Here is a 24,317-nt window from a genome sequence, read left to right on the forward strand (position 1 = left end):
AATTATGCTGAGTGCGATATTTAAAAAAGAACAAGCGGCTGAAGCAGCACCTGAATCGGCTTCAACAGGCTTATGGCAACTGGCCATGCGCCGTTTGAAACGTGACCGGATTGCCATGTTTTCCCTGTATGTGGTGCTGTTTTATCTGCTGCTGCTGGTACTGTCAATGAGCGGCCTGATTGCCAAAGACTGGAATAAAGAAGTAGCGGTCAGCTATGCACCGCCGAGTTTTATCAGTGCAGCGCCAGTTCCGGCTGGATCTGATGCAGAACAGGGTACAGAATCTGTTGCTGTACCGGTCAATCCAGTTGATCCTTTAAAAGATGTCATTGCTGAATTGAATGCTGAAATTGCTGCTGAGCAGGGTGCTGGTGCGGGCATCGATTATTATGGCGTGGTCGATCCGCTGGCAGAAGACATGAAGGCCATTAATCAGGAGCTCGGCGGCCAGCTGATGGATGAAAGTGGTGAACTCAAGCAAAGTCTGGTTTTTGGCGCCGATAAATGGGGTCAGGATGTTTTACAGAAAACCATCAAGGGGGCTGAAACCTCGATTCTGGTTGGACTGATTGCAGCCTTTGTCGCTGTACTGATTGGGACTGCACTGGGTGCAATAGCAGGTTACTTTGGTGGCTGGGTCGATGATATCCTCAACTGGTTTTATAATATCTTTACCTCGATTCCCTATCTGTTGCTGGTTTTGGCGATTGCCGCAGTGTTACAGCAGAAAGGTATTTTATCAATCATCCTGATTTTAGGTCTGACTGGCTGGACCGGGGTCTTCCGTTTGGTTCGTGCCGAATACATGAAACATACAGCACGTGAATATGTGCTGGCTGCCAAGGCGATTGGCGTGAGTAATATGCGTCGTATGTTTGTCCATATTTTTCCCAATGTCAGCCATATTGCCCTGGTACAGATGTCTATTCTGGTGGTGGCATTTATCAAGTCTGAAGTCATTTTGAGCTTCCTTGGTTTCGGTGTGCCTATCGGAGTAGTGTCATGGGGCAGTATGCTAAATGAAGCGCAAAGCGAGCTGATTTTGGGTAAATGGTGGCAACTGGCGGCAGCCTCAATCGCCATGGCGGTATTGGTGACTGCTTTCTCGATGTTTACCGATGCACTCCGTGATGCATTAGATCCAAAACTGAAATAGGAGCGCAACGATGTCTGAAATCAATCCAAGCACAGCACCTGCGCTACTTCGCGTAGAAAATCTGCGAGTCAGTTTTAAAGCTGAAAATAAAGAATATATTGAAACCGTAAAAGGGGTTTCTTTCGAGATTCCGGCCAATACCACGGTCGCACTGGTCGGTGAATCGGGGAGTGGCAAGTCGGTTACTTCCCTCGCCACTATGGGTCTGCTTCCAGCAGAAAGCGCACGTATTTCAGAAGATAGCCAGATCATCTTTGAAGGGAAAAACCTGCTCAAGCTTAAAACCCGTGAAATGCGCAAGATGTGCGGCAAAGACATTGCCATGATTTTTCAGGAGCCAATGTCTTCGCTAAATCCGGTATTTACGGTAGGCATGCAGATTGCAGAAATCCTGCAACTACATTTAGGCATGAATAAAAAACAGGCGCGGCAACGTACCCTGGAGCTCCTCAAAGAAGTGGGGATCCCTGCGCCAGAAACTAAAATTGATGCCTATCCGGGGCAGCTTTCCGGTGGACAGCAGCAACGGGTCATGATTGCCATGGCTATTGCCTGTGAACCGAAACTGTTGATTGCAGATGAACCGACCACCGCTCTGGATGTGACTATTCAAAAGCAGATTCTGGACTTGTTGGAATCGCTGCGTCAGCGTCGTCAGATGTCGATGCTGTTTATTACCCATGATTTGGCATTGGTTGGTGAAATTGCCGATCAGGTGATTGTGATGCGCCATGGGGAAATCCGTGAACAGGGTCCGGTTCGGGAGGTGCTGGACCGGCCTCAGGACATGTATACCAAAGCCTTGTTACACTGCCGTCCACAATTGTCGCAACGTCCGTTACGTTTACCGATGATCAGCGATTTTATGAAACAGGATGGTTCAACCTGGCTGGAAGATATCCGTCTGAATACTCAGCTTCCGCAACGTTCACGTGGACTAAAGGGCGGAGAGGAAATTATTCTGGATGTACGGGATCTGAAAAAATCTTTTTATAGTCGTAAAGGACTGTTTGGCAAAGATGAATTTCAGGCAGTAAAAGGAGTCTCTTTCCAACTGGCCAAAGGAAAAACCTTGGGGTTGGTCGGGGAATCCGGTTCGGGTAAAACCACCATCGGTTTGTTGCTGATGCGTCTGCAACAGTCTACGGGCGGTAAGGCACTGTTTCAGGGCCGGGACATTTTGGACATGTCGGAACAGGAATTTACCCAGTATCAACGTAAAATCCAGATCATTTTCCAGAATCCCTATGCTTCGCTGAATCCACGTTTTACTGTTGGACAAATCCTGATGGAACCGATGCAGATTCACAAGATTGGTCAGGATGATGCTGAACGCAAACAAATGGCTTTAGACCTGCTGGAGCGGGTCAGCTTGCCTGCACAGGCTTTTTATCGTTACCCGCATGAGTTTTCTGGTGGTCAGCGTCAGCGGATTGCAATTGCACGCTGCCTGACCTTAAAACCCGAGATTTTAATCTGTGATGAATCGGTTTCGGCGCTGGATGTGTCAGTACAGGCGCAGGTATTGAATTTACTGCAAGATTTACAGGATGAATTTGGTCTGAGCTATATCTTTATTTCGCATGATTTGTCGGTAGTGAAATATATTTCTGATCAGACCATGGTGCTGAATCATGGTGAATTGGTGGAAATCGCCAATTCAGATGAATTGTATCAATCTCCACAGCATGAATATACCAAGCGTTTACTCGGTGCCATTCCGCAAGGGATTCCACAAAGTGCCTGATGCATAAGGCATAAAAAAAGTCAGGCAATGTGCCTGACTTTTTTATTTATCTTAATTAAAACTTTTTAAAGCCTTTGTTGACGCCATATGGACGGCGCGGCGCATTTTCATCACGCTCTTCACGGCGGCCGAAACCTTGATCAGGACGGTTTTCACGACGTACAAACTGAGTGCCATTCTGGTTTTCAGCTCTGTCACGACGACCATAAGCATTGTCATCACGGCGTTCACGGCCAGTATTATTTTGTGGTTGCTCATCGCTGTCACGACGTTGCTGACGCAAGAAACCACCACGGCGTGCAGCCATCGGTTTGTCCTGCATACGCTCGTTACGGCGTTTCGCCATACCAAACAAGCCTGTACCTTGACGTGGCTTTAATTCCACAGCTTTGGTCAGGTTGTCGATATCGTTTTTATCCAGTTCAATCCAGCGACCGGTACGCAGTTCGCGTGGCAAAATCACAGTACCATAACGGGTACGCAGTAGACGGCTGACTTTCAGGCCTTGTGATTCAAAGATACGACGTACTTCACGGTTACGACCTTCTTTTACTACCACCTGGAACCAACGGTTGATCCCGTCACCACCGAGTTCAGAGAAAGATTCGAATTTTGCCGGACCATCGTCTAACACCACGCCTTTGAGCATGTTGTTACGAATTTGTGGTGTAACTTCACCCATGACACGAACTGCATATTCACGTTCGATTTCATTCGATGGGTGCATCAAGCGATTCGCAAGTTCACCATCATTTGTGAATAAAAGCAGACCGGTCGAGTTAATATCCAGACGACCCACCATTACCCAGCGATCGCCCGGAATAGCAGGCAGCTGTTCAAATACAGTCGGACGGTTTTCAGGATCGCTACGTGAGCAGATCTCGCCTTCAGGCTTGTAGTAAATAATGACACGACGACGGATTTCGTCTTCAATCTGGAAGGCAACTTTACGACCATCGATGCGAAGCTCATCACCTGGTTCGATTCGTTCACCCACTTGGGCAATTTGCCCGTTGACACTTACACGACCCGCGGCAATGACTTCTTCCATATAACGGCGAGAACCCAAACCAACGCGTGCAAGCACCTTTTGCAACTTTTCACTCATGACAGCATAACCTTAGAAATAATTATCAACAGTTCACCTATTTATGACTTCGGTGCATTCGCATCGAGGGCCATAAAAGCTTCCTTGGCATCCTGCAGGGGAGGCAATTGGCCCAAACTATTCAGGCCAAACGCATTTAAAAATTGTGGCGTTGTCATTAACAACGCAGGTCTTCCAGGGAGTTCACGAAATCCGGACTCTTTAATCCAGTTCCAGTCAAACAGCGTACGCAAGTTTTGACTGTTATTCGTTACACCACGAATCTGTTCAATATCCGCTCGAGTCACTGGCTGGTGATAAGCAATCACCGCAAGTGTCTCCAGTAATGAAGGCGACAAGCGAGCCGGTCGCTCTGGCCAGGTCTGTGCAATAATATTACGATATTTTGCACGTACTTGAAAACGATAACCTTGTGCTGTTTCAATCAGTTCGATCGAACGGCCATGCATCAGCATGGAAAGTTGTTGTAAATACTGACGTAATTCCTGTTTGCTATAGCGATCCTGAAAAGCTTCTTTCAGACGAGCCAATGAAACCGCAGTGTCACTGGCAAAAATAATGGCTTCAAGCTGCATCAGGACTTCATGCAGATTATCTTCTGCAGATAACAGCGTATTTTGATCGAGTGTCATTGACTGGCTCCTTGAATTGCGAGCGGGGCTTCAATACCTGTAGCAATAATCTGAATTTTTTGTTGTCTGGTTAGTTCCAGCACTGCCATAAAGGTCACCACCATACCCATACGGCCTTGGCTCGGTTTTAACAAGTCCTTAAAACTGAGCACTGCGCCAGTTTCAATACGACTTTCAATATAGGCAATCCGTTCCTCTAACAGTACCGGTTCCTGTTGCACCTGATGAATCACCGGTTCAGGACGGTTAAATATACAAAGCAAGGCATCACGCAATAAATCGCTTGAATAGCCTTCATTCGGCTGCTGGATGTCTCCCAGACTGACGTTGGTGGTGAAAGTGTCTCGTTCCAGAATTGGCATCTGACCGAGACGTTCTGCTGCCTGTTTAATTCTTAAATAATTTTCTAAACGGTCAATCAGTTCTTGTTTTGGATCCTGTTCAAGTGTAGCCAGGCTTTTCGGTTTCGGTAATAGCAAACGCGATTTCAGATCTGCCAGTAAGGCTGCCATCACCATATAGTCGGCCGTCAGCTCGATGTTCAGAGATTTCATCGCGTCCATATAAGACAAATACTGTGCTGCAATTGGCGCGATATCGACCTGTAACAAGTCAAAACCGTTTTTTTGAATCAGGTAAATTAAAAAGTCGAGTGGGCCTTCAAAATGTTCTAATAAGATTTCAAATGCCGCTGGAGGAATGTACAGATCCTCTGGAATTGTATCCTGCCATTCATCCAGAACCCGAATGTGCGGAGCAGATTCCATAGTGTTATGGATAATTTGAGTCATTACAATTATAGGCCACGCGAATTTTCAAAGGCATGCAAAGGCTTGATTTTCGGTATCTGATCGAAAGAAAAGCACAGGATTAAGCGTTGTCATTGTACTGGAAAAGTAACTTTAAATAAATTAAATAAGCCGTCAAAGCCATAAAAACTTAAAAAAATAATGGAATTTCTCTGCGATTTAAAAATAGTAACGAGAAGAATGGCAGAACCGGGCAGGAAATGATGTAGTGATTTTTACGTTAAATTGATTCTCATAATTAAGCATATCTGGTAGATGATGCCAGTTGACTCACTTAAAAACCCGATCAATACAGTGATTCTCATCAGAAGAGGAAATAAGCTAGCTGGCAGATATTGAATGATTTTTAAACGGATTTCCCATTAAAAAACATAAAATTAATAAGTATTAATAAAATATTTTCCTATAATTTTTGGTCAAAAATACCGCTATACTCTCGAAAAATAGTCAAGAATCACAAAAATCAATAAAAAGGTGAAGAAAGCATGCCACTTATTCTGGTTGTTATTGGGATGATCGCATTCGGGGGATTTTGGGCTTATCCCAAATATCAGATTATGCAGCTTGAAGATGAAGCACGCACAGGACTGAAATCAGGCGGATTTTCAGCTTTTGCAGAACAGGCCCGACCTGTCATGCAGGCCATGAAAATGGATTTTAGTGTGCTGGACCAATATCCGAATATCCGTTTTTACATGCGGCATATGGCCTATGAGGGCGACCAGCTGGATGAGCGGATTAAACTGGATATGCAAGCCATGTCTTGTGAGTCAATCAATTCCTTTAAAGTCATGGAACCCAAGGCGCGTACAGCGATGCTCAATGTATTGGAAGAAGATCAGATTATTTTTCATGTGTATCTGAAAAATAAACTGGGTGAAGAGCTCATGCATCATGAACAGAAGCTATCGCAATGTCCAAATTTCATTGCGGTTCGTCATTATGAACGTGCTTCGGATTCTTAAACTGTCTTTGCCAGCCACTGCATACCTGTCGAATTGAAAAGAATAAAACTGCAACCTCTCACCATATGCTGTTTTAGATTTTCATGGTGAGGAATGATTGTATTCCTTGGTCGCAAATTCAATGATACGTTGGCAAGTCTCTGCCAGGCATACGTTCTGGTTTGAATAGATCTGCAACAACTGTCTCACTAGAGCCAACGTCAGGAAAAATTGGTACTCAGTATGATCAATATTTATAGTGAGATGGGGAGAAGGATGTGCTTCGACCAGGGCTGCCTTGGATTGCAGTGTCCAAGGCAGTTCTGCATAGATCAAATCCTGTACAGAAAATTCATGCTGATTCAGGAGCAAGTAAAATAAATCCATTTATTCTGACTCCTTCAATGTTTGTAGGAAATTCTCAGACCTCATTTATTCAAAGGCGCTGACATCTCCCATACCACGACGAATCACTTCTGGATGATCACCAGATAAATCTACAATAGAGGTCGTGCTCAAGGTGCCTAAACCACTATCTACAAAAACATCAATGCGTTTGCCCAGCTGCATTTCAATATCATAAGGATCATCGAGTGGGTCAGTCTGACCCGGTAAAATCAGGGTAGAGGTCAACAGCGGTTCACCGAGTTCTTTCAGTAACATTTGACACACCGGATTATTTGGAATGCGCAGACCAATGGTTTTTTTCTTGGGATGCATCAACCGACGCGGGACTTCGCTGGTCGCAGGTAAAATAAAGGTCGTAATAGCCGGTGTATTATTTTTCAGCAAACGGTACATGGCATTGTCCACCTTGGCATAAGTGGCAATATCGGACAAATCACAGCACAGAATCGCATATTGATGCTTTGGGCCCAGACCACGAATTTGCGCAATCCGCTCCATGGCACTCTTGTTCCCAATCTGGCAACCAATCGCATAGGCCGCATCAGTGGGATAGACCACCACATCACCCGCACGGATACGTTCCACTGCCTGACTGATTAAGCGGGGTTGCGGATTGTCTGGGTGTACGCGTAAATGCAGCATAGAGACTACTCCAAGCTTGGGCTGATGGCTTATTATGTGGCGCTCAGGCAAGATCTGGCAATCATAAAAAAGGTAGATTTGTGTAATTTAATCAAGCATTTCACGTATAAATTCATCAGATTGTAAACTTTTGCCACCTCTGATGCAGATACAGATACATTGGATAAAGCGCGCTGCATCACGTGGAAGTTTGGCTGTACCATTAAAATAAGCCTGTACTTGAGCGTAGACATTATCTTTAAAGCTGGCGCCATCACCGCCGTCGCCAGTCAGATTGTCCAAAGAAACCCGGAATTTACGGCCAAAAGCCTGGGCAAACATCCATTCAATTGCCTGTGGCTTGATTTCCACCTGTTCAAATAAAGCCTGCTGTTCACGGGTCCGCCCATCCGGGGCATACCAGTAACCCAGATCAGGCAGCAGGCGGCGTTTGTCTCCGGCAATGGTCCAGTGGCTGATTTCATGCAAAGCGCTATTAAAGAAACCATGGGCAAACTGGATCCGGGCAGGACGGTCTACGCTTACAGGGAAATATTCTGGTTCAAATTCGCCGCGCACTAAAGTGACATTTAAATGGGAAAACCAGTGATTAAAGTGTAAGATGAGCCAGTCCACTTGCTGCGCTTCTGACGATAAATTCGCCCATGGCGAGAGTTGCACTTGTTGTGTTGAACTGTCAGAATCAAGGCTTGGAATTGTGCTAACGAGTGATGAAACATTCACTTCTGTTTGCGGCTGCAACAGATGCATGACTTGAGTTACCCAAATGGTCTGTCGAAATAAGTACAAAATTGTATCTTAATCTTTGACAGAGTACTGATGAATTTGTAGAATTGCCGCCTTAATTATGTCAGCAAATACCTTTCCGGCACAGATTGAGCCGTTTAAATGGGCTGAACAGGGCTTTAAATGGTCAGGTCAACTGCCTTTATCCCGCTTTGTTCGTATCGCTCGTGAAGCTGTTGGATCAATTGATGATCAATTGATTAACATAGACTGTAAGCTATCAATGGATGCCTATCATCGTATTGCATGGCTAGATGGTCACGTTGAAACAAAAGTTCCTATGGAATGCCAGCGTTGTCTGGAAACTGTAGAAATTGAACTGGTTTCATCGTTCCATTTGGCACTTGTGGATGATGAGTCACTGATAGAGCGCTTGGATGAGGATGCTGATTTCATCGTCCTAGGTGAAAGTGAAGCAACGACCAAAGGTGATTATGATGCACCAGCGACCGCTGATTTACTCGCGCTGATAGAAGATGAACTGTTATTGTTGATGCCGTTGTCTCCTAAACATGAGTTTTGTGAACATAAGCATCAACCTGCCGTAGAAGAAGTGGCTGAAGAAAAACGGGACAACCCGTTTGAAGTTTTGGCTGCTTTGAAGGGTAAACTTAACTAATTTTTGTGTTATACTCTTGTGTATAAGACAATCGAATTTGTTCTGATCCATTTTTTCGATCTTTGTAAGGAGCCATCATGGCCGTTCAGCAAAACCGTAAAAGTCGCTCTCGCCGTGACATGCGCCGTTCACATGACGCTTTAACCGAGAATGCATTAACTGTAGACCAAGCTACTGGCGAGACTCACCGTCGTCACCACGTATCTAAAGATGGTATCTACCGTGGTCGTCAATTATTCGCTAAAGCATCTGCTGAATAATTGGTGATGTATTAAGCGTCAAGCTTAGTAGAAAAAATGGGAGCATTTAGCTCCCTTTTTTTTGTCTTTGATTTTTAGTGGTATCGGTTTTTTGTTGTATTTGGCAATTACCGCCAGCAAAATTACATGCTAAATTGCGCTCCACAATGATTTAGGTGGTCTTATTGGTCAGTCTTCTTGTTAGGATTGAAGAAGCACACCTCTTGAATGAAAGGATTTTATTATGTCTGCTACACCACTCGAACAAGCAGCACCCGCAACAAAAACTGCATTTGTGTTTCCGGGTCAGGGCTCACAAAAAGCCGGTATGCTGGCTGAGCTTGCAGAACAGTTTGCGAGTATTCGCGAGACATTTGCAGAAGCATCTGAAGCCGTCAGTTTTGATCTGTGGCAGATTGCGCAAAGTGGCGAAGGTCTGGATCAAACTGAATTTACCCAGCCGGTATTGCTGACTGCAAGTATTGCCTTATGGCGCGTGTGGTTGGAATCTGGCGGTGTAGCACCGAAATATCTGGCAGGCCATTCACTGGGTGAATATAGCGCACTGGTCGCATCGGGTGCTTTAAGCCTGGGTGATGCTGTGAAGCTGGTGAACCTGCGTGGCAAACTCATGCAGACTGCAGTACCTCAGGGTGTAGGCGCGATGGCTGCCATTTTGGGTCTGGACGATGCCAAAGTGATTGAGCTGTGTGCACAAGCAACTGCAGCAGGCGAAGGCTCTGTCGAAGCAGCGAACTATAATGCGCAAGGGCAAGTAGTCGTTGCAGGCAATAAAGATCGCGTTGAAGCAGTGATGGCATTGGCCAAAGAAAACGGCGGAAAAGCCATTGCATTGCCAGTATCGGTTCCATCGCATTGTTCATTAATGAAACCTGCTGCTGAACAGTTTGCTCCGGCATTGGAACAAACCGCCATTGAGCTACCACGCATTCCTGTATTACAAAATGTAGGCGCGCAAGCGGCAACCAGTGTAGATGAATTGCGTCAGGCGTTGACCGCGCAACTTTATGAGTCGGTACAATGGACTAAAACCTTACAATTCCTTCAAGATGAAGGTGTTGAGTACATCGTAGAATGTGGTCCGGGTAATGTATTGACCAACTTGGCGAAACGCTTGCCGAATATTCAAAAAGCACTTCCACTGGACAGTCAATCTCGTCTGGAAGATGCATTAAACACCGTATTGGCGGCAGAAGGGAAAAGTGCATGACACAGGAACGTAAAGTTGCTCTGGTAACAGGTGCAAGTCGTGGTATTGGTGCTGCGATCGCACAACAGTTGATTCAAGACGGTTATTTTGTCATAGGTACTGCAACGTCTGAAGCAGGTGCGGAAAAATTATCTGCACAGTTTGCTGAAAATGGTGCTGGAAGAGTACTAGATGTACGTGACGGTGCAGCGATTGATGGGCTGGTAACGGACATCGAACAGAACTATGGTCCAGTCCTTGCGTTGGTCAATAATGCCGGTATTACCAAAGACAATTTGCTGCTGCGTATGTCTGAAGATGACTGGGATGATATTTTAAATATTCACCTGAAAGCAGTTTACCGTTTGTCTAAGCGCGTACTCAAAGGCATGACCAAGGCGCGTTTCGGTCGCATCATCAACATCAGTTCTGTGGTGGCACACTTTGCCAACCCGGGTCAGGCCAACTATTCTGCTGCCAAAGCAGGTATTGAAGCATTTAGCCGTAGCCTTGCCAAAGAAATGGGTAGCCGTCAGATTACCGTAAACTCGGTAGCACCAGGTTTTATTGCGACTGAAATGACTGAGCAGCTAAGCGAAGAAATTCGTAAAAAGATGACTGAGCAGGTGGCATTAAACCGTTTAGGTGATCCACAAGATATCGCAAATGCCGTAAGTTTCTTGGCTTCGGATAAAGCCAGTTACATTACTGGTACAGTTATGCATGTAAATGGGGGCTTATACATGAGCTAAGCTCAAGTATAAACTTTCCAAATTTTTTAGATTCAATTAAACTAACGGCATTAAAAACGCCACAAGCAATGAGGAGAATTCCTGTGAGCGATATCGAACAACGTGTTAAGCAAGCAGTTGCAGAACAACTTGGTATCAAAATCGAAGAGATTAAAAACGAAGCATCTTTCATGGATGACTTAGGTGCAGATTCTCTAGATCTAGTTGAACTTGTTATGTCTTTCGAAAATGATTTCGACATCACGATTCCTGATGAAGATTCTAACGAAATCACAACTGTTCAATCTGCAATTGACTACGTTTCTAAGAAACTAGGTTAATCGCCGATTTCAGCTTTGCTGAACATAAAGACCACCCTAGAGGTGGTTTTTTTGTGTCTGCTTTTCACATGAATGGAGGTTTTACAATTCATTACCTTTCTGTCACCAATGACTAACTATCTCTCTAGAGTTTTCATTATAAAAATAAGAGTGATGTGACATTAACAACAAGAATGGAGTCCGCTATGGGTCTTTTTGATTTTGTAAAAGGTATCGGTAAGAAGAATACAGCTGCTGCGGAACCACAGGCTGCACCTACAACGACAACGCCGGCTGCAGCACAACCTGCGGAGCCTTCTGCTCAGGAAGTGGCAAATAAATTACTCGGCCATGTGAAAAGTCTGGGCCTTCCGATCACTGGTTTATCCATCAGTTATAATTCAGCCTCGGATCTGGCCACGGTCAGAGGTCAGGTGCAAAGTCAGGCCGATCGTGAAAAAATTATTCTGGCGGTGGGGAATATTGATCATGTGGCCAAAGTGGATGATCAGCTTACGGTCAGCAGCCCTGAACCGGAAAGCAAATTCTATACGGTAAAATCGGGGGATAGCTTGTCAAAAATCTCGAAAGAATTTTATGGTGATGCCAATCAGTACAATAAGATCTTTGAGGCCAATCGCCCATTGCTCAAAGATGCTGATGATATTTTCCCGGGACAGGTACTCCGTATTCCTGCTTAAGGTTTAATAAGTCCAATCAATGTTCAATCTCAAAGCCCCGTTTGGGGCTTTGTTGTTTTTGCTGGTAGCTTTAGAAATTCAAAATCATTAAATACCCAAGTCCAGATATAAACTTTCTTTGACTTCTTCCATCACTACATAACTATGTGAAGATGCAGAAGCGGGCAGTTTTTTCAGTAAATCCCCCAGTAAACGGCGATAAGCACTCATTTCTTTTAAACGTGCTTTGACCAGATAATCAAAATCACCGGAAATTAAATGGCATTCCAGGACTTCTGGAATCTCAGTCAGATTACGAGCCACCTGATCAAAGACATCTCCTGATTTGGCGGAGAGCTTGATTTCCAGAAAAACCAGCAGGCTGCGCTCCAGCATTTCCGGATTTAAACGGGCGTAATAGCCCATGATGATGCCTTCGCGCTCTAGCCGTTTTACCCGCTCTGAACAGGGCGTGGTCGATAGATTGACGCGTGCTGCAAGTTCACTAATGGCAATCCGGCCATCGCGTTGCAGGATATCCAGAATCATGCGGTCAATGCGGTCTAATTTGCGCATCAATATTTCCCTCTTTTTTTTAATTCTGCCCGAAAAAATATTTATTTCACTGAATATACAGTATGAATATAGTGAATTTAACTATTAAAGCAAAAATATACTAGTGAAATAAACTGAAAAGATGTTTGAGGGTTAAGGTAATGCGCGTATTAGTTTTGGGTAGTGGTGTGATTGGTGTGGCAAGCGCTTACTATCTGGCGCAGCAGGGAGCAACCGTGACTGTGCTGGATCGTCAGGCAGGTCCGGCGCAAGAAACCAGCTTCGGTAATGCTGGGCAGATTTCTCCAGGATACTCGACCCCTTGGGCCGCACCAGGTATTCCGTTTAAGGCGGTCAAATGGATGTTCCAGCATCATGCACCGTTGGCGATTAATGTCGATGGCAGCTTGTGGCAATTGCAGTGGATGGCACAAATGCTGAAAAACTGTAATGCCCAGCATTATGCAGTCAATAAAGAACGTATGGTGCGTGTGGCTGAATACAGCCGTGACTGTTTGCGTAATTTGCGCCGGGATATTGGCATCTCTTATGAGAACCGATCGAAAGGCACTTTGCAGATTTTCCGTAAAGATGCACAGCTGGATGCAGTTCAGCGCGATATTGAAGTTCTGAAAGAAACCGGAGTGGAGTTTGAACTGCTGGACCGCGATGGACTGGCGCGTGTAGAACCGGCATTGGCACAGGCTAAAGATAAACTGGTGGGTGGTCTGCATTTACCCAATGATGAAACGGGTGACTGCTATCTGTTTACCAATGCTTTGGCAGAGCATGCCAAAGGGATGGGTGTAGAGTTTAAGTTTAATCAAAACGTTGAAAAGCTGATTGTAGAAGGTGACCAGATCAAAGGTGTTCTGGTCAATGGTCAGGTGCTCACGGCAGATAAATATGTCTTGGCCTTCGGCAGTTATTCACGTGATTTCCTTAAACCGCTTGAGCTGAATTTGCCGGTATATCCAGTAAAAGGTTATTCATTGACGATTCCTATTTTAGATCCGGCCTATGCACCGCAATCTACCGTGCTAGATGAAACCTACAAAATAGCAATTACTCGTTTTGACCAGCGTATTCGCGTCGGTGGTATGGCAGAACTGAGTGGTTTTAACCTGGGTCTGAATGAAGACCGTCGCGGCACGCTGGAAATGGTGACCCGAGATTTATTCCCGGGGGGCGATATGAATCAGGCCAGTTTCTGGACAGGCTTGCGTCCAATGACCCCAGACAGTACGCCAATTATTGGAAAAACCCGCTTTAAAAACCTGTTCCTGAATACTGGGCATGGCACGCTAGGCTGGACCATGGCTTGTGGTTCAGGGAAATTAATCAGCGATCTGGTCTTGGCCCGTGATCCTGAAATTAGCACTGAAGGTCTGTCATTGGCGCGCTATCACCAAGCTGCCTAAGGCTATCTGAGGCGGAATATTCAAGGAGGAATGTATGCCACGTCCCATTACTGCAATTATCCATCAACAGGCGCTTGCGCATAATTTAAGTGTGGCGCGCCAATGTATGCCCAATAGTCAGGTATTTGCTGTGGTCAAGGCCAATGCCTATGGGCACGGGATTGAACGGGTCTATGCTGGACTTAAAGGTGCAGACGGTTTTGCCTTTCTGGATATTGAAGAGGGCACGAGGCTACGTGCGCTTGGGTGCAAGAAGCCGCTAATGTTGCTCGAAGGTGTTTTTGCTTTCGAGGATTTATTCGAATGTGCGAAGCATGAAATGAGCTTTGCCATTCATTCCCGACATCAAGTGCAATGGCTGAAACAGTTTGCCGAAATAGCGCCGGGCGCACAGTTTGATGTGTTTTTGAAAATGAACAGCGGCATGAACCGTCTGGGTTTCGAGCCGCAGCAATATGCAGAGATCTGGCAGGAGCTGCATCAGCTGAACACTGTTCGTTCTATAACCCATATGACCCATTTCTCCGATGCGGATGGTCAGCGTTTTGGGAAGGACGGAATTCAGCATCAAAATCTGATTTTTAGCCAGACCATTCAGGAACTTGAGGGTAAAACCTCACTCAGCAATAGTGCAGCCATTCTGCGGCATCATCAATCCCTTCATTCAGACATTGTACGTAGCGGCATCATGCTGTATGGCAGTTCACCAGATTATCCAACACACACGATTCAAGACTGGAATCTGCAACCGAGCATGAGCTTGCGCAGTGAAATTATTGCCATTCAAACGATCCAGGCAGGTCAGAGCATTGGCTATGGCTCCAAATTTATTGCCACGCAGGATATGCGGATCGGCATTGTGGCCTGTGGCTATGCGGATGGTTATCAACGCCTCTCGGTGACGGGTACACCTGTGCTGGTCGACTCAATGAAAACACAGACATTGGGTCGGGTCAGTATGGATATGCTGGCCGTAGATCTGACTGCGCTGCCGCAGGCGAATGTGGGCAGTGAAGTGGTACTTTGGGGACAATCTTCCCAAGGTGTGACTTTGCCGATTGATGAAGTGGCGGCCAGTTCAGGCACCATCGGCTATGAGCTAATGTGTGCGGTGACCGCTCGGGTTAATTTTCAGATTGACGCTTAAATTTTTAATTTAAATTTTATTGAAACATCCCAAACAAGGAAGATCAGCATGACACAGGACAATACAGCTATTCAGCGACTCAACAGCAATCACATCATGAGTGCAGTGACGATTCATCATCAAACCGTCTATCTCTCAGGTCAGGTGCCGAATAGCAGGGATCTGGATGTACGCGGACAAACACTGGAAGTCTTTGCAAAAATTGAGGAATTGCTCACATTGGCAAATACCGATAAAAGCCAGCTGCTTTCTGCACAGCTGTTCGTGAAAAATCTGGATGATTTTCAAACCGTAAACCAGCTTTGGGTGGAGTGGCTACAAGGCCATGGCACGCCGGCACGTGCCACGATTCAGGCAGACTTGGTTAATCCGGACTGGCTGATTGAAATTACAGTCATTGCAGCTCGAGCTTAATTTAATTTTTAATGTTGAAATCTCCCCTGCAATCATTTAAGTCGTTTTAGTGCAGTAAATCTCACTGAACAGCGCAGTAAAAAGTATGAAAATGTCATAATAAGCGTTCGAGGACTGAACGTTGTAAATTCAGCTTGATGCTGTTGTAAAGATTAAAAAGGATGTAAAAATGAAAACCACCCCGGGCACAGAAGACGTAAAATCGTCGCCGCATGAGTTGCAACGAAAACTCTCTAACCGACATTTGCAGTTAATCGCCATTGGTGGCTGTATCGGTACCGGCCTGTTTATGGGATCGGGAAAGACCATCTCCCTGGCAGGCCCTTCAATTTTGATCATTTATATGATCATTGGTGGCATGTTCTTCTTCCTGATGCGTGCGTTGGGTGAAATGCTGCTATCCAATCTGCATTACAAATCCTTTATTGATATGGCCCATGACTTGATCGGGCCAGGTGCTGGCTATTATATTGGCTGGTCGTACTGGCTGGGTTGGGTGCTGGTAGGGATTGCTGATCTCGCGGCGATTATTAACTATCTGAGTTTCTGGCTGCCCGAAGGCATGGCTTTTACCCCGATGGGGCAGGCGATGATTAGTGTTGGCTGTGTGCTGTTTATTCTTGCGATTAATCTGGTCACGGTAAAACTGTTTGGTGAGATTGAATTCTGGTTTGCGCTAATCAAGATTTTAGCCATTCTCGGTTTGATCTTTGTCGGTGGTTATATGGTGTTTAGCGGTTTTCAGGCACCGAGTGGCGCTGTCGCCAGCTTTAGTAATGTCTGGGCACATGGTGGTGGATTATTTCCCAAAGGCTTTACCGGTTTTCTGGCAGGTTTCCAGATTGCCATGTTTGCCTTTGTCGGGGTGGAACTGCTCGGCACCATGGCGGCAGAAACCAAAGATCCGGAAAAGAATTTACCCAAAGCGGTCAACGCTATTCCTACGCGGATCATTCTGTTCTATGTATTGTCATTGCTGATGATCATGTCGGTCACACCGTGGCATCTGATTCCTGCGGATCAAAGTCCTTTTGTGAGTTTGTTCCTGTATGCCGGTATTCCAACTTCAGCCATTATCATGAACCTGGTGGTGTTGTCGTCAGTGATGTCCTCTATGAACAGTGGCGTATTCTCGACCAGCCGTATGTTGTTTGGTCTGGCACGTGACGGACAAGCACCTCAAGCTTTGGCGCGGTTATCTAGCAGAGCTGTACCAGCCACAGGGTTATTTTTCTCCTGTGCTTTTATTATGTTGGGGGCAGCATTTCAGTATTTTGTGCCAAACACCATGGAAGCCTTTACTCTGGCAAGTTCGCTGTGTGTGATCCTGTTTATTAGTATCTGGAGCATCATTATGGTGTGCTACATCCGTTACCGTAAGCAGCAACCGCAAAAGCATGCCGCCTCGACCTTTAAAATGCCGGGTGGAGTGTGGATGTCTTATGTGATATTGGCATTCCTGTTATTCGCCTTGATTATTTTAAGTCTGGAACCCGATACCTTAAAGGCTCTGATGATCAGTCCTTTATGGTTGATTATTCTGGCAGTGACCTATCGTCTGCTGTATAAGCCACGTATGCGTCAGCGTGGTAATCCTTAAATATTCAGACATAAAAAATCCCCGACTGATCGGGGATTTTTTGATTGCGCAGGTGAATTAGAAAGTAGGTTTAACTACCACTAAAATCACCACGGCAAATAAGATCAGGGTTGGCATCTCATTAAAATAACGCCAAAACTTGTGTGACTTGTAATGTGCATTATCAATCAGCTTCTTGCGGTAATAACCACACACTAGATGGTAAATCACCAATAAACCGACCAGGCCGACTTTAAGGTAAAACCATAAGGCTTCATGATAGTGACGCGTTGCATCACCCCAATCCACCAAAAAGTGCGCCGTAATCAAGGTAGCCAACATGGCTGGCCACATGATGCCACGGTACAGCTTACGTTCCATGACTTCAAAGCGTTGATGACTGACGGCATCTTCGCTCATGGCATGGTAAACATACAGCCGTGGCAAGTAGAACAAAGCCGCGAACCAGCAAACCACTGCAATAATATGTAATGCTTTTACCCACAAGAAAGCATCAGAAGGAGCATCCATCAAGTCACCCTAAATTGGGCAGCTTAGCCTTCCCATTTTTTGAAAATGAGACAAGCATTTACGCCGCCGAAACCGAAACTGTTACTCATCACAGTATTCAATTTTGCGTCACGTTTTTCAAGCACGATATCAAACGGTTTCGCGCCTTCATCCAGCTCGGTCACGTTGATGTTTGGAGCAATAAAGTCATTTTGCATCATCAGAACCGAATAAATCGCTTCCTGAACACCAGCAGCACCAAGACTGTGACCCGTCATTGACTTGGTTGAGCTGAGTGGAGGAACCTGACCTTCACCGAAAGCACGTTCCATTGCTTTAAGTTCTGTGATGTCACCCGCTGGAGTAGAAGTACCATGTGTATTTACATAGTCAATTTTATCGACACCGTGTTGTTTGGCTTCTTCTAAAGCCATCAGTACGCAACGTGTTGCACCTTCACCAGATGGTGCAACCATATCAGCACCATCACTGTTTGCAGCATAACCAACCACTTCAGCTAAGATATTTGCGCCACGCGCTTGCGCATGTTCCAAAGACTCAAGGATCACAAAACCACCACCACCGGCAATCACGAAACCGTCACGGTCTGCAGAATAAGGGCGTGATGCTGTTTCAGGGCTGTCATTGTATTTAGAGCAAAGTGCGCCCATCGCATCAAACAACAAGCTTTGTGACCAGTGATCTTCTTCACCGCCACCTGCCAGCATTAAATCCTGTTTGCCGAGTTGAATCAGGTTGTAGGCATAACCAATCGCATCCGCAGAGGTTGCACATGCGCTGGTAATGGTATGTGCCACACCTTGCAGTTTAAAAGCGACACCCACGTTGGCCGTAATGGTATTGGTCATATTACGTGGTACAAAGAAAGGACCAACTTTACGCGCACCTTTGGTTTGCAATAATTCGTTCATTTCAATAACGGAAGCAGTTGAACCGCCACCTGAACCACCTGCAATACCATAGCGTGGGTTGCCAGCTAGATCTTCAACTTTTAAACCGGCATGTTCCACTGCAGCAAGAGCTGAGTTATATGCATACATCGCACATACGCCCATAAAGCGTTTCAGTTTGCGGTCGATCCCGTCAAAATCCTGCTCGGCTGCAGCACTGACATGACTTTTGAAATTGAGTTCAGCATAAGTCGGATTAAAACGTGTTCCTGAAATCCCGTTTTGTAAAGAATGGTTTACATCCTCTAATGTATTACCAATACATGAGTTAATACCCATGCCAGTGATGACAACACGTTTCATCTACAGATCCTTATAGTTTGCTCTATGCTCAGCGGCAGATATCTGGGTTTTAAAATCGCCCAATGCAGCGCTTAGCCTTATTTCATGATGGGGAACATGATAGCAGAAAGACTTTTGAAATCTTATGGCAAATGTTATGCCGTGTGACAGTCGGTTGACTTTGTGAGTCGGCGTGTAGGGGTTTTACTAAATGAAACAGAATAAAGTTGAGATAAACGCTGACTACACCTAGTATTTATACCAAATACAAGCACATGAATGCTGAGGTAAAAAATGGTAAATGCTAATAATAAACAATCTAATGGTCTGATTTCGAATGCCTTTGGAGTGGCGAAAAAGTTCAGTTCAACCGGATTGGATTTATTGAATCATGTTGCGCCGGATTCGGTGACTAAAGCACTGAAGCCTTCCAGCTCCGATCAGGTGATTGATGGTTCGGCGAAGACGAAAAGCGCTTTTTCAGCTAAAAAATATGACAATCCTCAGCAAATGCTTCGCGAGCATCTTCCAAATGTATCGCGCCAACTTCTCGGACGCCGTTTTAATACCGTGAATAATGTCGCGCATTTTGTTTCTCCCGATTTAACCGAAAAAGTGTCTAACTACTTTTATGATCGTCTGAATCAATTTAGTAATCAAACCAGTTCGGTTGATGCCATTCTGAATGAAGCGGGAGCGAAAGATTTAGAGGAACTCACTCAGGACGTCGATCGATCCAAGCGAATTTCACAGGCTTTGGGTGAACAAAACAAATGGATTGCGACGGTTCAGGGGGCAGTAAGTGGGGCTTCAGGGATGCTTGGTACCGCGATCGATATTCCCGCTTCTTTACTGATGGCATTGCGTACCATTTATCAAGTCGGTCGCTCTTATGGTTTTGACCTGAGTAAAGAAGATGATCAGGAAATCGTCCAGCATATCTTTAGACAGATTGACTTGAGCCTGATTGCGGAAAAGCAAACCTTATTATTAGGTTTAAAAGCTTTAAGTAATACGCTTAAAACTCATGATATCTCCCAGCTCCAAGCTATGCTAGGTTCTGATAATGATGTCAGCGCCATCAAGCAATGGTTAAGTCGTCATGAGGGAGAGGCTAAATGGGAATGGATGAATCATCTGCCAAAAATTTCGATTCTGGAGCGATTAACCAAACTGACGCCTCTGGCGAGTGCTGGTATTGGTGCTGTATATAGCCATCGTTTTGTCGAGGATGTAAATCAGAAAGCTCAGGAAGCATTCTCGCATGCACGCCAATACCTGATTCAGCATCAGGATTCGCAATTGTCTCCTTATGCTGCCTATGAAAAAGCAGTCAGTTTGTTGCAACAGGCAACTCCGAAACTCCTAAATGGTGCCTCTCACGAAGTTGAGCCTGCGAAAGATAATCTGATCATGGATAAAGATATTGCGATTGAAGGCAATAACACGATTACCCAAGTCAAGCTGGTCAAAAAAGAGCAGAATGATCTAAGCTCTGAAGAAGCAGAAGTGAAGAAAGATGAAAAGGTGAGTGAAGGGCTGGAGGCACTCAACGATGAGTTGGTTGAACCTGCGGCAGATAAGCAGTCGCAACAACCGGCTTTATCCAAAACTTCATTTGATCCGGAAATCGAAGCTGAACTGCATCCAGAAGCTGCTGACGAGGCGGAAGCTGCTACAGAGACTTCACAGCAGGGTGCAGAGGATCAAGAAAACTCGGAAACTAAATCTGAAGCTCAAGACGTGACCAAAAAAGCTGGTAAAAATTCAAAAAAATAAGCGAATTTTGAAGGTAAATAAAAGCAAGCAAATGTCGTGAGAAACGGCATTTGCTTGGCTTGAGTAGGTTGACCAATTTTGCATCTTGAATTACAATTGCATGCCCTCAAAAAGTAGTAGTTTTTTGGGGCTTTTTATTAACGGGAGAATTGCCAAATGGCAACAACAAATCAGTTGATCCGCAAGGGTCGTACGACTTTAGTTGAAAAATCTAAAGTTCCTGCGTTGAAGGCTTGTCCACAGCGCCGTGGTGTTTGTACACGTGTTTACACAACTACACCTAAAAAACCTAACTCAGCAATGCGTAAAGTTTGCCGTGTTCGCTTAACTTCAGGTTTCGAAGTTTCTAGCTACATCGGTGGTGAAGGCCATAACCTACAAGAGCACAGTGTTGTTCTTATCCGTGGTGGTCGTGTTAAAGACTTACCAGGTGTACGTTACCATACCGTTCGTGGTTCTTTAGACTGTGCTGGTGTTAAAGATCGTAACCAGTCTCGTTCTAAATACGGTACTAAACGTCCTAAGAAATAATTCGTTAAGAATTAAATTTTAAGAACGTAGAACCGCAATCCTTTATCGTCTCGCTTGTCTGATTTCTGCATTAATTTTGTGAAAATTCCAAGCGACGTATAGTAAGGCCAGCGAGTAGTACATGACACTTTGTACTCATGCTGGATAAACCTGAAGTGTCATCTTTATAGGTAGTTTAAAATGCCAAGACGTCGCGTAGTCGCTGCTCGTGAAATCCTTCCGGATCCTAAGTTCAGCAGCCAAACAATCGCTAAATTCATGAACCACGTAATGCAAGATGGTAAAAAATCTATTGCTGAAAGTATCGTTTACGGTGCTTTAGACCGCGTTCAAGAAAAATCTAAAGTAGACCCAGTTGAATTTTTTGAGACTACTCTTGAAAAAGTTCGTCCTATGGTCGAAGTAAAAGCACGCCGTGTTGGTGGTGCTACATACCAAGTTCCTATGGAAGTACGCCCATCCCGTCGTACTGCTCTAGCGATGCGTTGGTTAGTAGATGCTGCTGCTAAGCGTTCTGAAAAAACTATGGCTTTACGTCTTGCTGGCGAGTTGCTTGATGCATCTGAAGGCAAAGGCGCTGCGGTTAAGAAACGTGAAGATGTGCACCGTATGGCTGAAGCCAACAAAGCATTCTCTCACTACCGTTTCTAAGCAGATAAAACAGGCCCTATTCAGGAGGGTGACAAGACCGTCATGGTTCTGTCACCAAAGCGCTTTAAGTTGCTATGCAGCTTAAAGCGTCCTGTTTTAAACAACAAAATTTAGGAATGCTAGAAATCATGGCACGTCAAACCCCAATTTCTCGTTACCGTAACATTGGTATTTCTGCGCACATCGACGCAGGTAAGACAACCACTTCTGAACGTATTTTGTTCTACACAGGTGAGAGCCATAAACTTGGTGAAACTCACGAAGGTTCGGCAACTACGGACTGGATGGAACAAGAGCAAGAACGCGGTATTACCATTACCTCAGCAGCTGTAACATGCTTCTGGAAAGGTATGGGCAACCAGTTCGAACAACACCGTATTAACGTAATTGACACCCCGGGACACGTTGACTTCACGATCGAAGTTGAGCGTTCTATGCGTGTTCTTGACGGTGCGTGCATGGTTTACTGTGCTGTAGGTGGTGTTCAGCCGCAGTCAGAAACTGTATGGCGTCAAGCAAATAAATATAAAGTTCCACGTATTGCGTTCGTTAACAAAATGGACCGTACTGGCGCGAACTTCTTCCGTGCAGTTGAACAAGTTAAAACACGTCTTGGCGGTAATCCAGTGCCAATCGTTGTTCCAATTGGTGCAGAAGAAAACTTCCAGGGTGTTGTTGACCTAATCGAAATGAAAGCGATTATCTGGGATGAAGCATCTCAAGGTATGAAGTTCGAATATGGCGAAATCCCTGCTGAATTACTTGAGCTAGCTCAAGAATGGCGTACTAACATGGTTGAAGCTGCTGCGGAAGCATCAGAAGAACTCATGGACAAGTACCTAGAAGGCGAAGAGCTTACTAAAGAAGAAATCGTTGGCGGTATCCGTAAGCGTACATTAGCGAACGAAATCCAACCAATGCTTTGTGGTTCAGCGTTCAAGAACAAAGGTGTTCAACGTATGTTGGATGCAGTAATTGAATTCTTGCCAGCACCGACTGACGTTGAAGCGATCAAGGGTATCCTTGATGACAAAGCTGAGTCTGAAGGTTCTCGTGAAGCGTCTGACGAAGCACCGTTTGCTGCGTTAGCGTTCAAAATCATGAACGACAAATTCGTTGGTAACTTAACGTTCGTACGTGTTTATTCTGGTGTTCTTAAAGCGGGTAGCCCGTGTTATAACCCAGTAAAAATGAAGCGTGAGCGTGTTGGCCGTATCGTACAGATGCACGCAAACGATCGTCATGACATCGAAGAAATTCGTGCGGGCGACATCGCGGCATGTGTAGGTCTTAAAGATACGACTACTGGTGATACATTATGTGATGAAAACCACATCATTACACTAGAGCGTATGGAATTCCCAGAGCCAGTAATTGCACTTGCAGTTGAGCCTAAAACTAAAGCTGACCAAGAAAAAATGTCTGTTGCTTTAGGTCGTTTGGCGAAAGAAGATCCATCATTCCGCGTTCGTACAGACGAAGAATCTGGTCAAACGATTATTGCTGGTATGGGTGAGCTTCACCTTGACATCATTGTTGACCGTATGAAGCGTGAATTCGGTGTTGAAGCGAACATTGGTAAGCCAATGGTTTCTTACCGTGAAACGATCAAAAAGTCTGTTGAGCAAGAAGGTAAATTCGTACGTCAAACAGGTGGTAAAGGTAAATTCGGTCACGTATACGTACGTTTAGAACCGATGGATCCTGAATCTGAAAAAGATTACGAATTCGTTGAAGAAGTTGTAGGTGGTGTTGTACCTAAAGAATTCTTCGGCGCGGTTGACAAAGGTATTCAAGAACGTATGAAGAATGGCGTTTTGGCTGGCTACCCAGTAGTTGGCATTAAAGCGACATTGTTTGATGGTTCTTACCATGACGTCGACTCTGACGAATTGTCGTTCAAAATGGCGGGTTCTTATGCCTTCCGTGATGGTTTCATGAAAGCGGATCCTATCCTTCTTGAACCGATCATGAAAGTTGAAGTAGAAACTCCAGAAGACTACATGGGCGATATCATGGGTGACTTAAACCGTCGTCGTGGTATGGTTCAGGGTATGGACGATCTTCCTGGTGGTACTAAAGCCATTCGTGCTGAAGTTCCATTGGCTGAGATGTTTGGTTACGCAACTCATATGCGTTCTATGTCTCAAGGTCGTGCGACTTACTCTATGGAATTTGCTAAATATGCTGAAACTCCACGTAACGTGGCTGAAGGCATCATTTCTAAGTTCCAATCTGGCGGTAAAAAAGGTGACGACGAGTAATCTTTCGATTACTATAAGCCCAAACTAATTCATAGTTAAACCCAAGTGCTCATGCAGTGATCCTGCATGAGTAGTTTAAAAAGGAAGATCTCATGGCTAAGGCTAAGTTTGAACGTAATAAGCCACACGTTAACGTGGGCACAATTGGTCACGTTGACCATGGTAAAACAACTTTAACAGCT

Annotated in this window: 27 protein-coding genes; 18 read left to right on the plus strand and 9 right to left on the minus strand. The window is 45.1% G+C overall.

Features of this window, described 5'->3' with window-relative positions; translation table 11 throughout:
* The first annotated feature begins 4 nt into the window (after positions 1–4).
* Together NI455_RS09170 and NI455_RS09175 are read left to right on the plus strand one after the other, a co-directional pair.
* On the plus strand, positions 5–1,156 hold the full coding sequence (locus tag NI455_RS09170) for an ABC transporter permease (RefSeq protein ID WP_253113759.1): 1,152 nt from the start codon (positions 5–7) through the stop codon (positions 1,154–1,156).
* A 10-nt stretch (positions 1,157–1,166) separates the two neighbouring features.
* A complete protein-coding gene (locus NI455_RS09175; RefSeq protein ID WP_253113764.1) occupies positions 1,167–2,903 on the plus strand; it encodes an ABC transporter ATP-binding protein in 1,737 nt (578 codons plus the stop codon).
* Between the two features lie 55 nt (positions 2,904–2,958).
* Here the strand turns inward: NI455_RS09175 and rluB are convergent, their stop codons facing one another.
* The 3 genes from rluB to NI455_RS09190 are packed head-to-tail and all read right to left on the minus strand — an operon-like array spanning position 2,959 to position 5,434.
* Positions 2,959–4,011, minus strand: a complete 1,053-nt coding sequence (rluB, locus tag NI455_RS09180; protein WP_005107723.1) for a 23S rRNA pseudouridine(2605) synthase RluB — start codon at positions 4,009–4,011, stop codon at positions 2,959–2,961.
* 41 nt (positions 4,012–4,052) lie between these two features.
* The gene (gene scpB / locus NI455_RS09185; protein WP_180087408.1) at positions 4,053–4,643 is read right to left on the minus strand and encodes an SMC-Scp complex subunit ScpB; all 591 of its coding nucleotides are present in this window, start codon (positions 4,641–4,643) and stop codon (positions 4,053–4,055) included.
* Entirely contained in the window at positions 4,640–5,434 is a 795-nt protein-coding gene (locus tag NI455_RS09190) for a segregation and condensation protein A (protein WP_253113769.1), read from the minus strand. Before NI455_RS09190 ends, scpB begins: the two co-directional genes overlap by 4 nt.
* A 503-nt stretch (positions 5,435–5,937) precedes the next feature.
* On the opposite strand from NI455_RS09190, the gene NI455_RS09195 reads away from it, so the two are divergent.
* Positions 5,938–6,417, plus strand: coding sequence for a hypothetical protein (locus tag NI455_RS09195; RefSeq protein ID WP_253113772.1), 480 nt, complete (start codon positions 5,938–5,940; stop codon positions 6,415–6,417).
* An 81-nt stretch (positions 6,418–6,498) separates the two neighbouring features.
* On the opposite strand, the gene NI455_RS09200 is transcribed toward NI455_RS09195, so the two are convergent.
* The 3 genes from NI455_RS09200 to NI455_RS09210 all read right to left on the minus strand — a co-directional run bounded on the left by NI455_RS09200 (position 6,499) and on the right by NI455_RS09210 (position 8,196).
* On the minus strand, positions 6,499–6,783 hold the full coding sequence (locus NI455_RS09200; protein WP_153566864.1) for a hypothetical protein: 285 nt from the start codon (positions 6,781–6,783) through the stop codon (positions 6,499–6,501).
* Between the two features lie 45 nt (positions 6,784–6,828).
* Entirely contained in the window at positions 6,829–7,446 is a 618-nt protein-coding gene (locus tag NI455_RS09205; protein ID WP_004646095.1) for an L-threonylcarbamoyladenylate synthase, read from the minus strand.
* A gap of 87 nt (positions 7,447–7,533) precedes the next feature.
* The gene (locus NI455_RS09210; protein WP_144724282.1) at positions 7,534–8,196 is read right to left on the minus strand and encodes an elongation factor P hydroxylase; all 663 of its coding nucleotides are present in this window, start codon (positions 8,194–8,196) and stop codon (positions 7,534–7,536) included.
* A gap of 97 nt (positions 8,197–8,293) precedes the next feature.
* On the opposite strand from NI455_RS09210, the gene NI455_RS09215 reads away from it, so the two are divergent.
* From NI455_RS09215 to lysM, 6 genes are all read left to right on the plus strand, one after another.
* A complete protein-coding gene (locus tag NI455_RS09215; RefSeq protein WP_004279226.1) occupies positions 8,294–8,851 on the plus strand; it encodes a YceD family protein in 558 nt (185 codons plus the stop codon).
* A gap of 77 nt (positions 8,852–8,928) precedes the next feature.
* Positions 8,929–9,111: a 50S ribosomal protein L32 gene (gene rpmF / locus NI455_RS09220; protein ID WP_004279227.1), complete on the plus strand. Its 183-nt coding sequence runs from the start codon at positions 8,929–8,931 to the stop codon at positions 9,109–9,111.
* 223 nt (positions 9,112–9,334) lie between these two features.
* The gene (fabD, locus tag NI455_RS09225; RefSeq protein WP_253113775.1) at positions 9,335–10,321 is read left to right on the plus strand and encodes an ACP S-malonyltransferase; all 987 of its coding nucleotides are present in this window, start codon (positions 9,335–9,337) and stop codon (positions 10,319–10,321) included.
* A complete protein-coding gene (gene fabG / locus NI455_RS09230; protein WP_004279229.1) occupies positions 10,318–11,052 on the plus strand; it encodes a 3-oxoacyl-ACP reductase FabG in 735 nt (244 codons plus the stop codon). Before fabD ends, fabG begins: the two co-directional genes overlap by 4 nt.
* Before the next feature lie 83 nt (positions 11,053–11,135).
* The gene (gene acpP, locus NI455_RS09235) at positions 11,136–11,372 is read left to right on the plus strand and encodes an acyl carrier protein (RefSeq protein WP_004646101.1); all 237 of its coding nucleotides are present in this window, start codon (positions 11,136–11,138) and stop codon (positions 11,370–11,372) included.
* A gap of 185 nt (positions 11,373–11,557) precedes the next feature.
* A complete protein-coding gene (gene lysM / locus NI455_RS09240; protein WP_191112326.1) occupies positions 11,558–12,052 on the plus strand; it encodes a peptidoglycan-binding protein LysM in 495 nt (164 codons plus the stop codon).
* Positions 12,053–12,139: 87 nt separating this feature from the next.
* On the opposite strand, the gene NI455_RS09245 is transcribed toward lysM, so the two are convergent.
* Positions 12,140–12,607 (minus strand): Lrp/AsnC ligand binding domain-containing protein, encoded by a 468-nt coding sequence (locus NI455_RS09245; protein ID WP_004279232.1) that lies wholly within the window; start codon positions 12,605–12,607, stop codon positions 12,140–12,142.
* A gap of 140 nt (positions 12,608–12,747) precedes the next feature.
* On the opposite strand from NI455_RS09245, the gene NI455_RS09250 reads away from it, so the two are divergent.
* From NI455_RS09250 to NI455_RS09265, 4 genes are all read left to right on the plus strand, one after another.
* Complete coding sequence (locus NI455_RS09250) at positions 12,748–14,007, plus strand: D-amino acid dehydrogenase (RefSeq protein WP_004646103.1); 1,260 nt, start codon at positions 12,748–12,750, stop codon at positions 14,005–14,007.
* 34 nt (positions 14,008–14,041) lie between these two features.
* Positions 14,042–15,154 carry an alanine racemase gene (gene alr, locus NI455_RS09255; RefSeq protein WP_253113778.1) on the plus strand — a complete coding sequence of 371 codons (1,113 nt, stop codon included), beginning with the start codon at positions 14,042–14,044 and terminating at the stop codon, positions 15,152–15,154.
* A 48-nt stretch (positions 15,155–15,202) separates the two neighbouring features.
* On the plus strand, positions 15,203–15,568 hold the full coding sequence (locus NI455_RS09260; RefSeq protein WP_253113781.1) for a RidA family protein: 366 nt from the start codon (positions 15,203–15,205) through the stop codon (positions 15,566–15,568).
* Positions 15,569–15,737: 169 nt separating this feature from the next.
* Complete coding sequence (locus NI455_RS09265) at positions 15,738–17,168, plus strand: amino acid permease (protein WP_253113784.1); 1,431 nt, start codon at positions 15,738–15,740, stop codon at positions 17,166–17,168.
* A 57-nt stretch (positions 17,169–17,225) separates the two neighbouring features.
* Here the strand turns inward: NI455_RS09265 and NI455_RS09270 are convergent, their stop codons facing one another.
* The gene (locus tag NI455_RS09270) at positions 17,226–17,678 is read right to left on the minus strand and encodes a CopD family protein (RefSeq protein ID WP_004279237.1); all 453 of its coding nucleotides are present in this window, start codon (positions 17,676–17,678) and stop codon (positions 17,226–17,228) included.
* A gap of 23 nt (positions 17,679–17,701) precedes the next feature.
* Complete coding sequence (locus NI455_RS09275) at positions 17,702–18,931, minus strand: beta-ketoacyl synthase N-terminal-like domain-containing protein (protein WP_004730606.1); 1,230 nt, start codon at positions 18,929–18,931, stop codon at positions 17,702–17,704.
* Positions 18,932–19,204: 273 nt separating this feature from the next.
* Here NI455_RS09275 and NI455_RS09280 point away from each other — a divergent pair, with 273 nt between their 5' ends.
* The 5 genes from NI455_RS09280 to NI455_RS09300 form a co-directional block, all read left to right on the plus strand.
* Positions 19,205–20,689, plus strand: a complete 1,485-nt coding sequence (locus NI455_RS09280) for an EcsC family protein (RefSeq protein WP_253113789.1) — start codon at positions 19,205–19,207, stop codon at positions 20,687–20,689.
* A gap of 156 nt (positions 20,690–20,845) precedes the next feature.
* On the plus strand, positions 20,846–21,220 hold the full coding sequence (rpsL, locus tag NI455_RS09285; protein ID WP_002050319.1) for a 30S ribosomal protein S12: 375 nt from the start codon (positions 20,846–20,848) through the stop codon (positions 21,218–21,220).
* A gap of 180 nt (positions 21,221–21,400) precedes the next feature.
* Positions 21,401–21,871 carry a 30S ribosomal protein S7 gene (gene rpsG, locus NI455_RS09290; RefSeq protein ID WP_004279240.1) on the plus strand — a complete coding sequence of 157 codons (471 nt, stop codon included), beginning with the start codon at positions 21,401–21,403 and terminating at the stop codon, positions 21,869–21,871.
* A 128-nt stretch (positions 21,872–21,999) separates the two neighbouring features.
* Complete coding sequence (gene fusA, locus NI455_RS09295; RefSeq protein WP_005251123.1) at positions 22,000–24,135, plus strand: elongation factor G; 2,136 nt, start codon at positions 22,000–22,002, stop codon at positions 24,133–24,135.
* A 92-nt stretch (positions 24,136–24,227) separates the two neighbouring features.
* On the plus strand, positions 24,228–24,317 hold a 90-nt coding region (locus NI455_RS09300; RefSeq protein WP_072292276.1), incomplete at its 3' end, for a GTP-binding protein.

The organism is Acinetobacter lwoffii, assembly GCF_024129435.1.
Taxonomy (GTDB): Bacteria; Pseudomonadota; Gammaproteobacteria; order Pseudomonadales; family Moraxellaceae; genus Acinetobacter; species Acinetobacter lwoffii_F.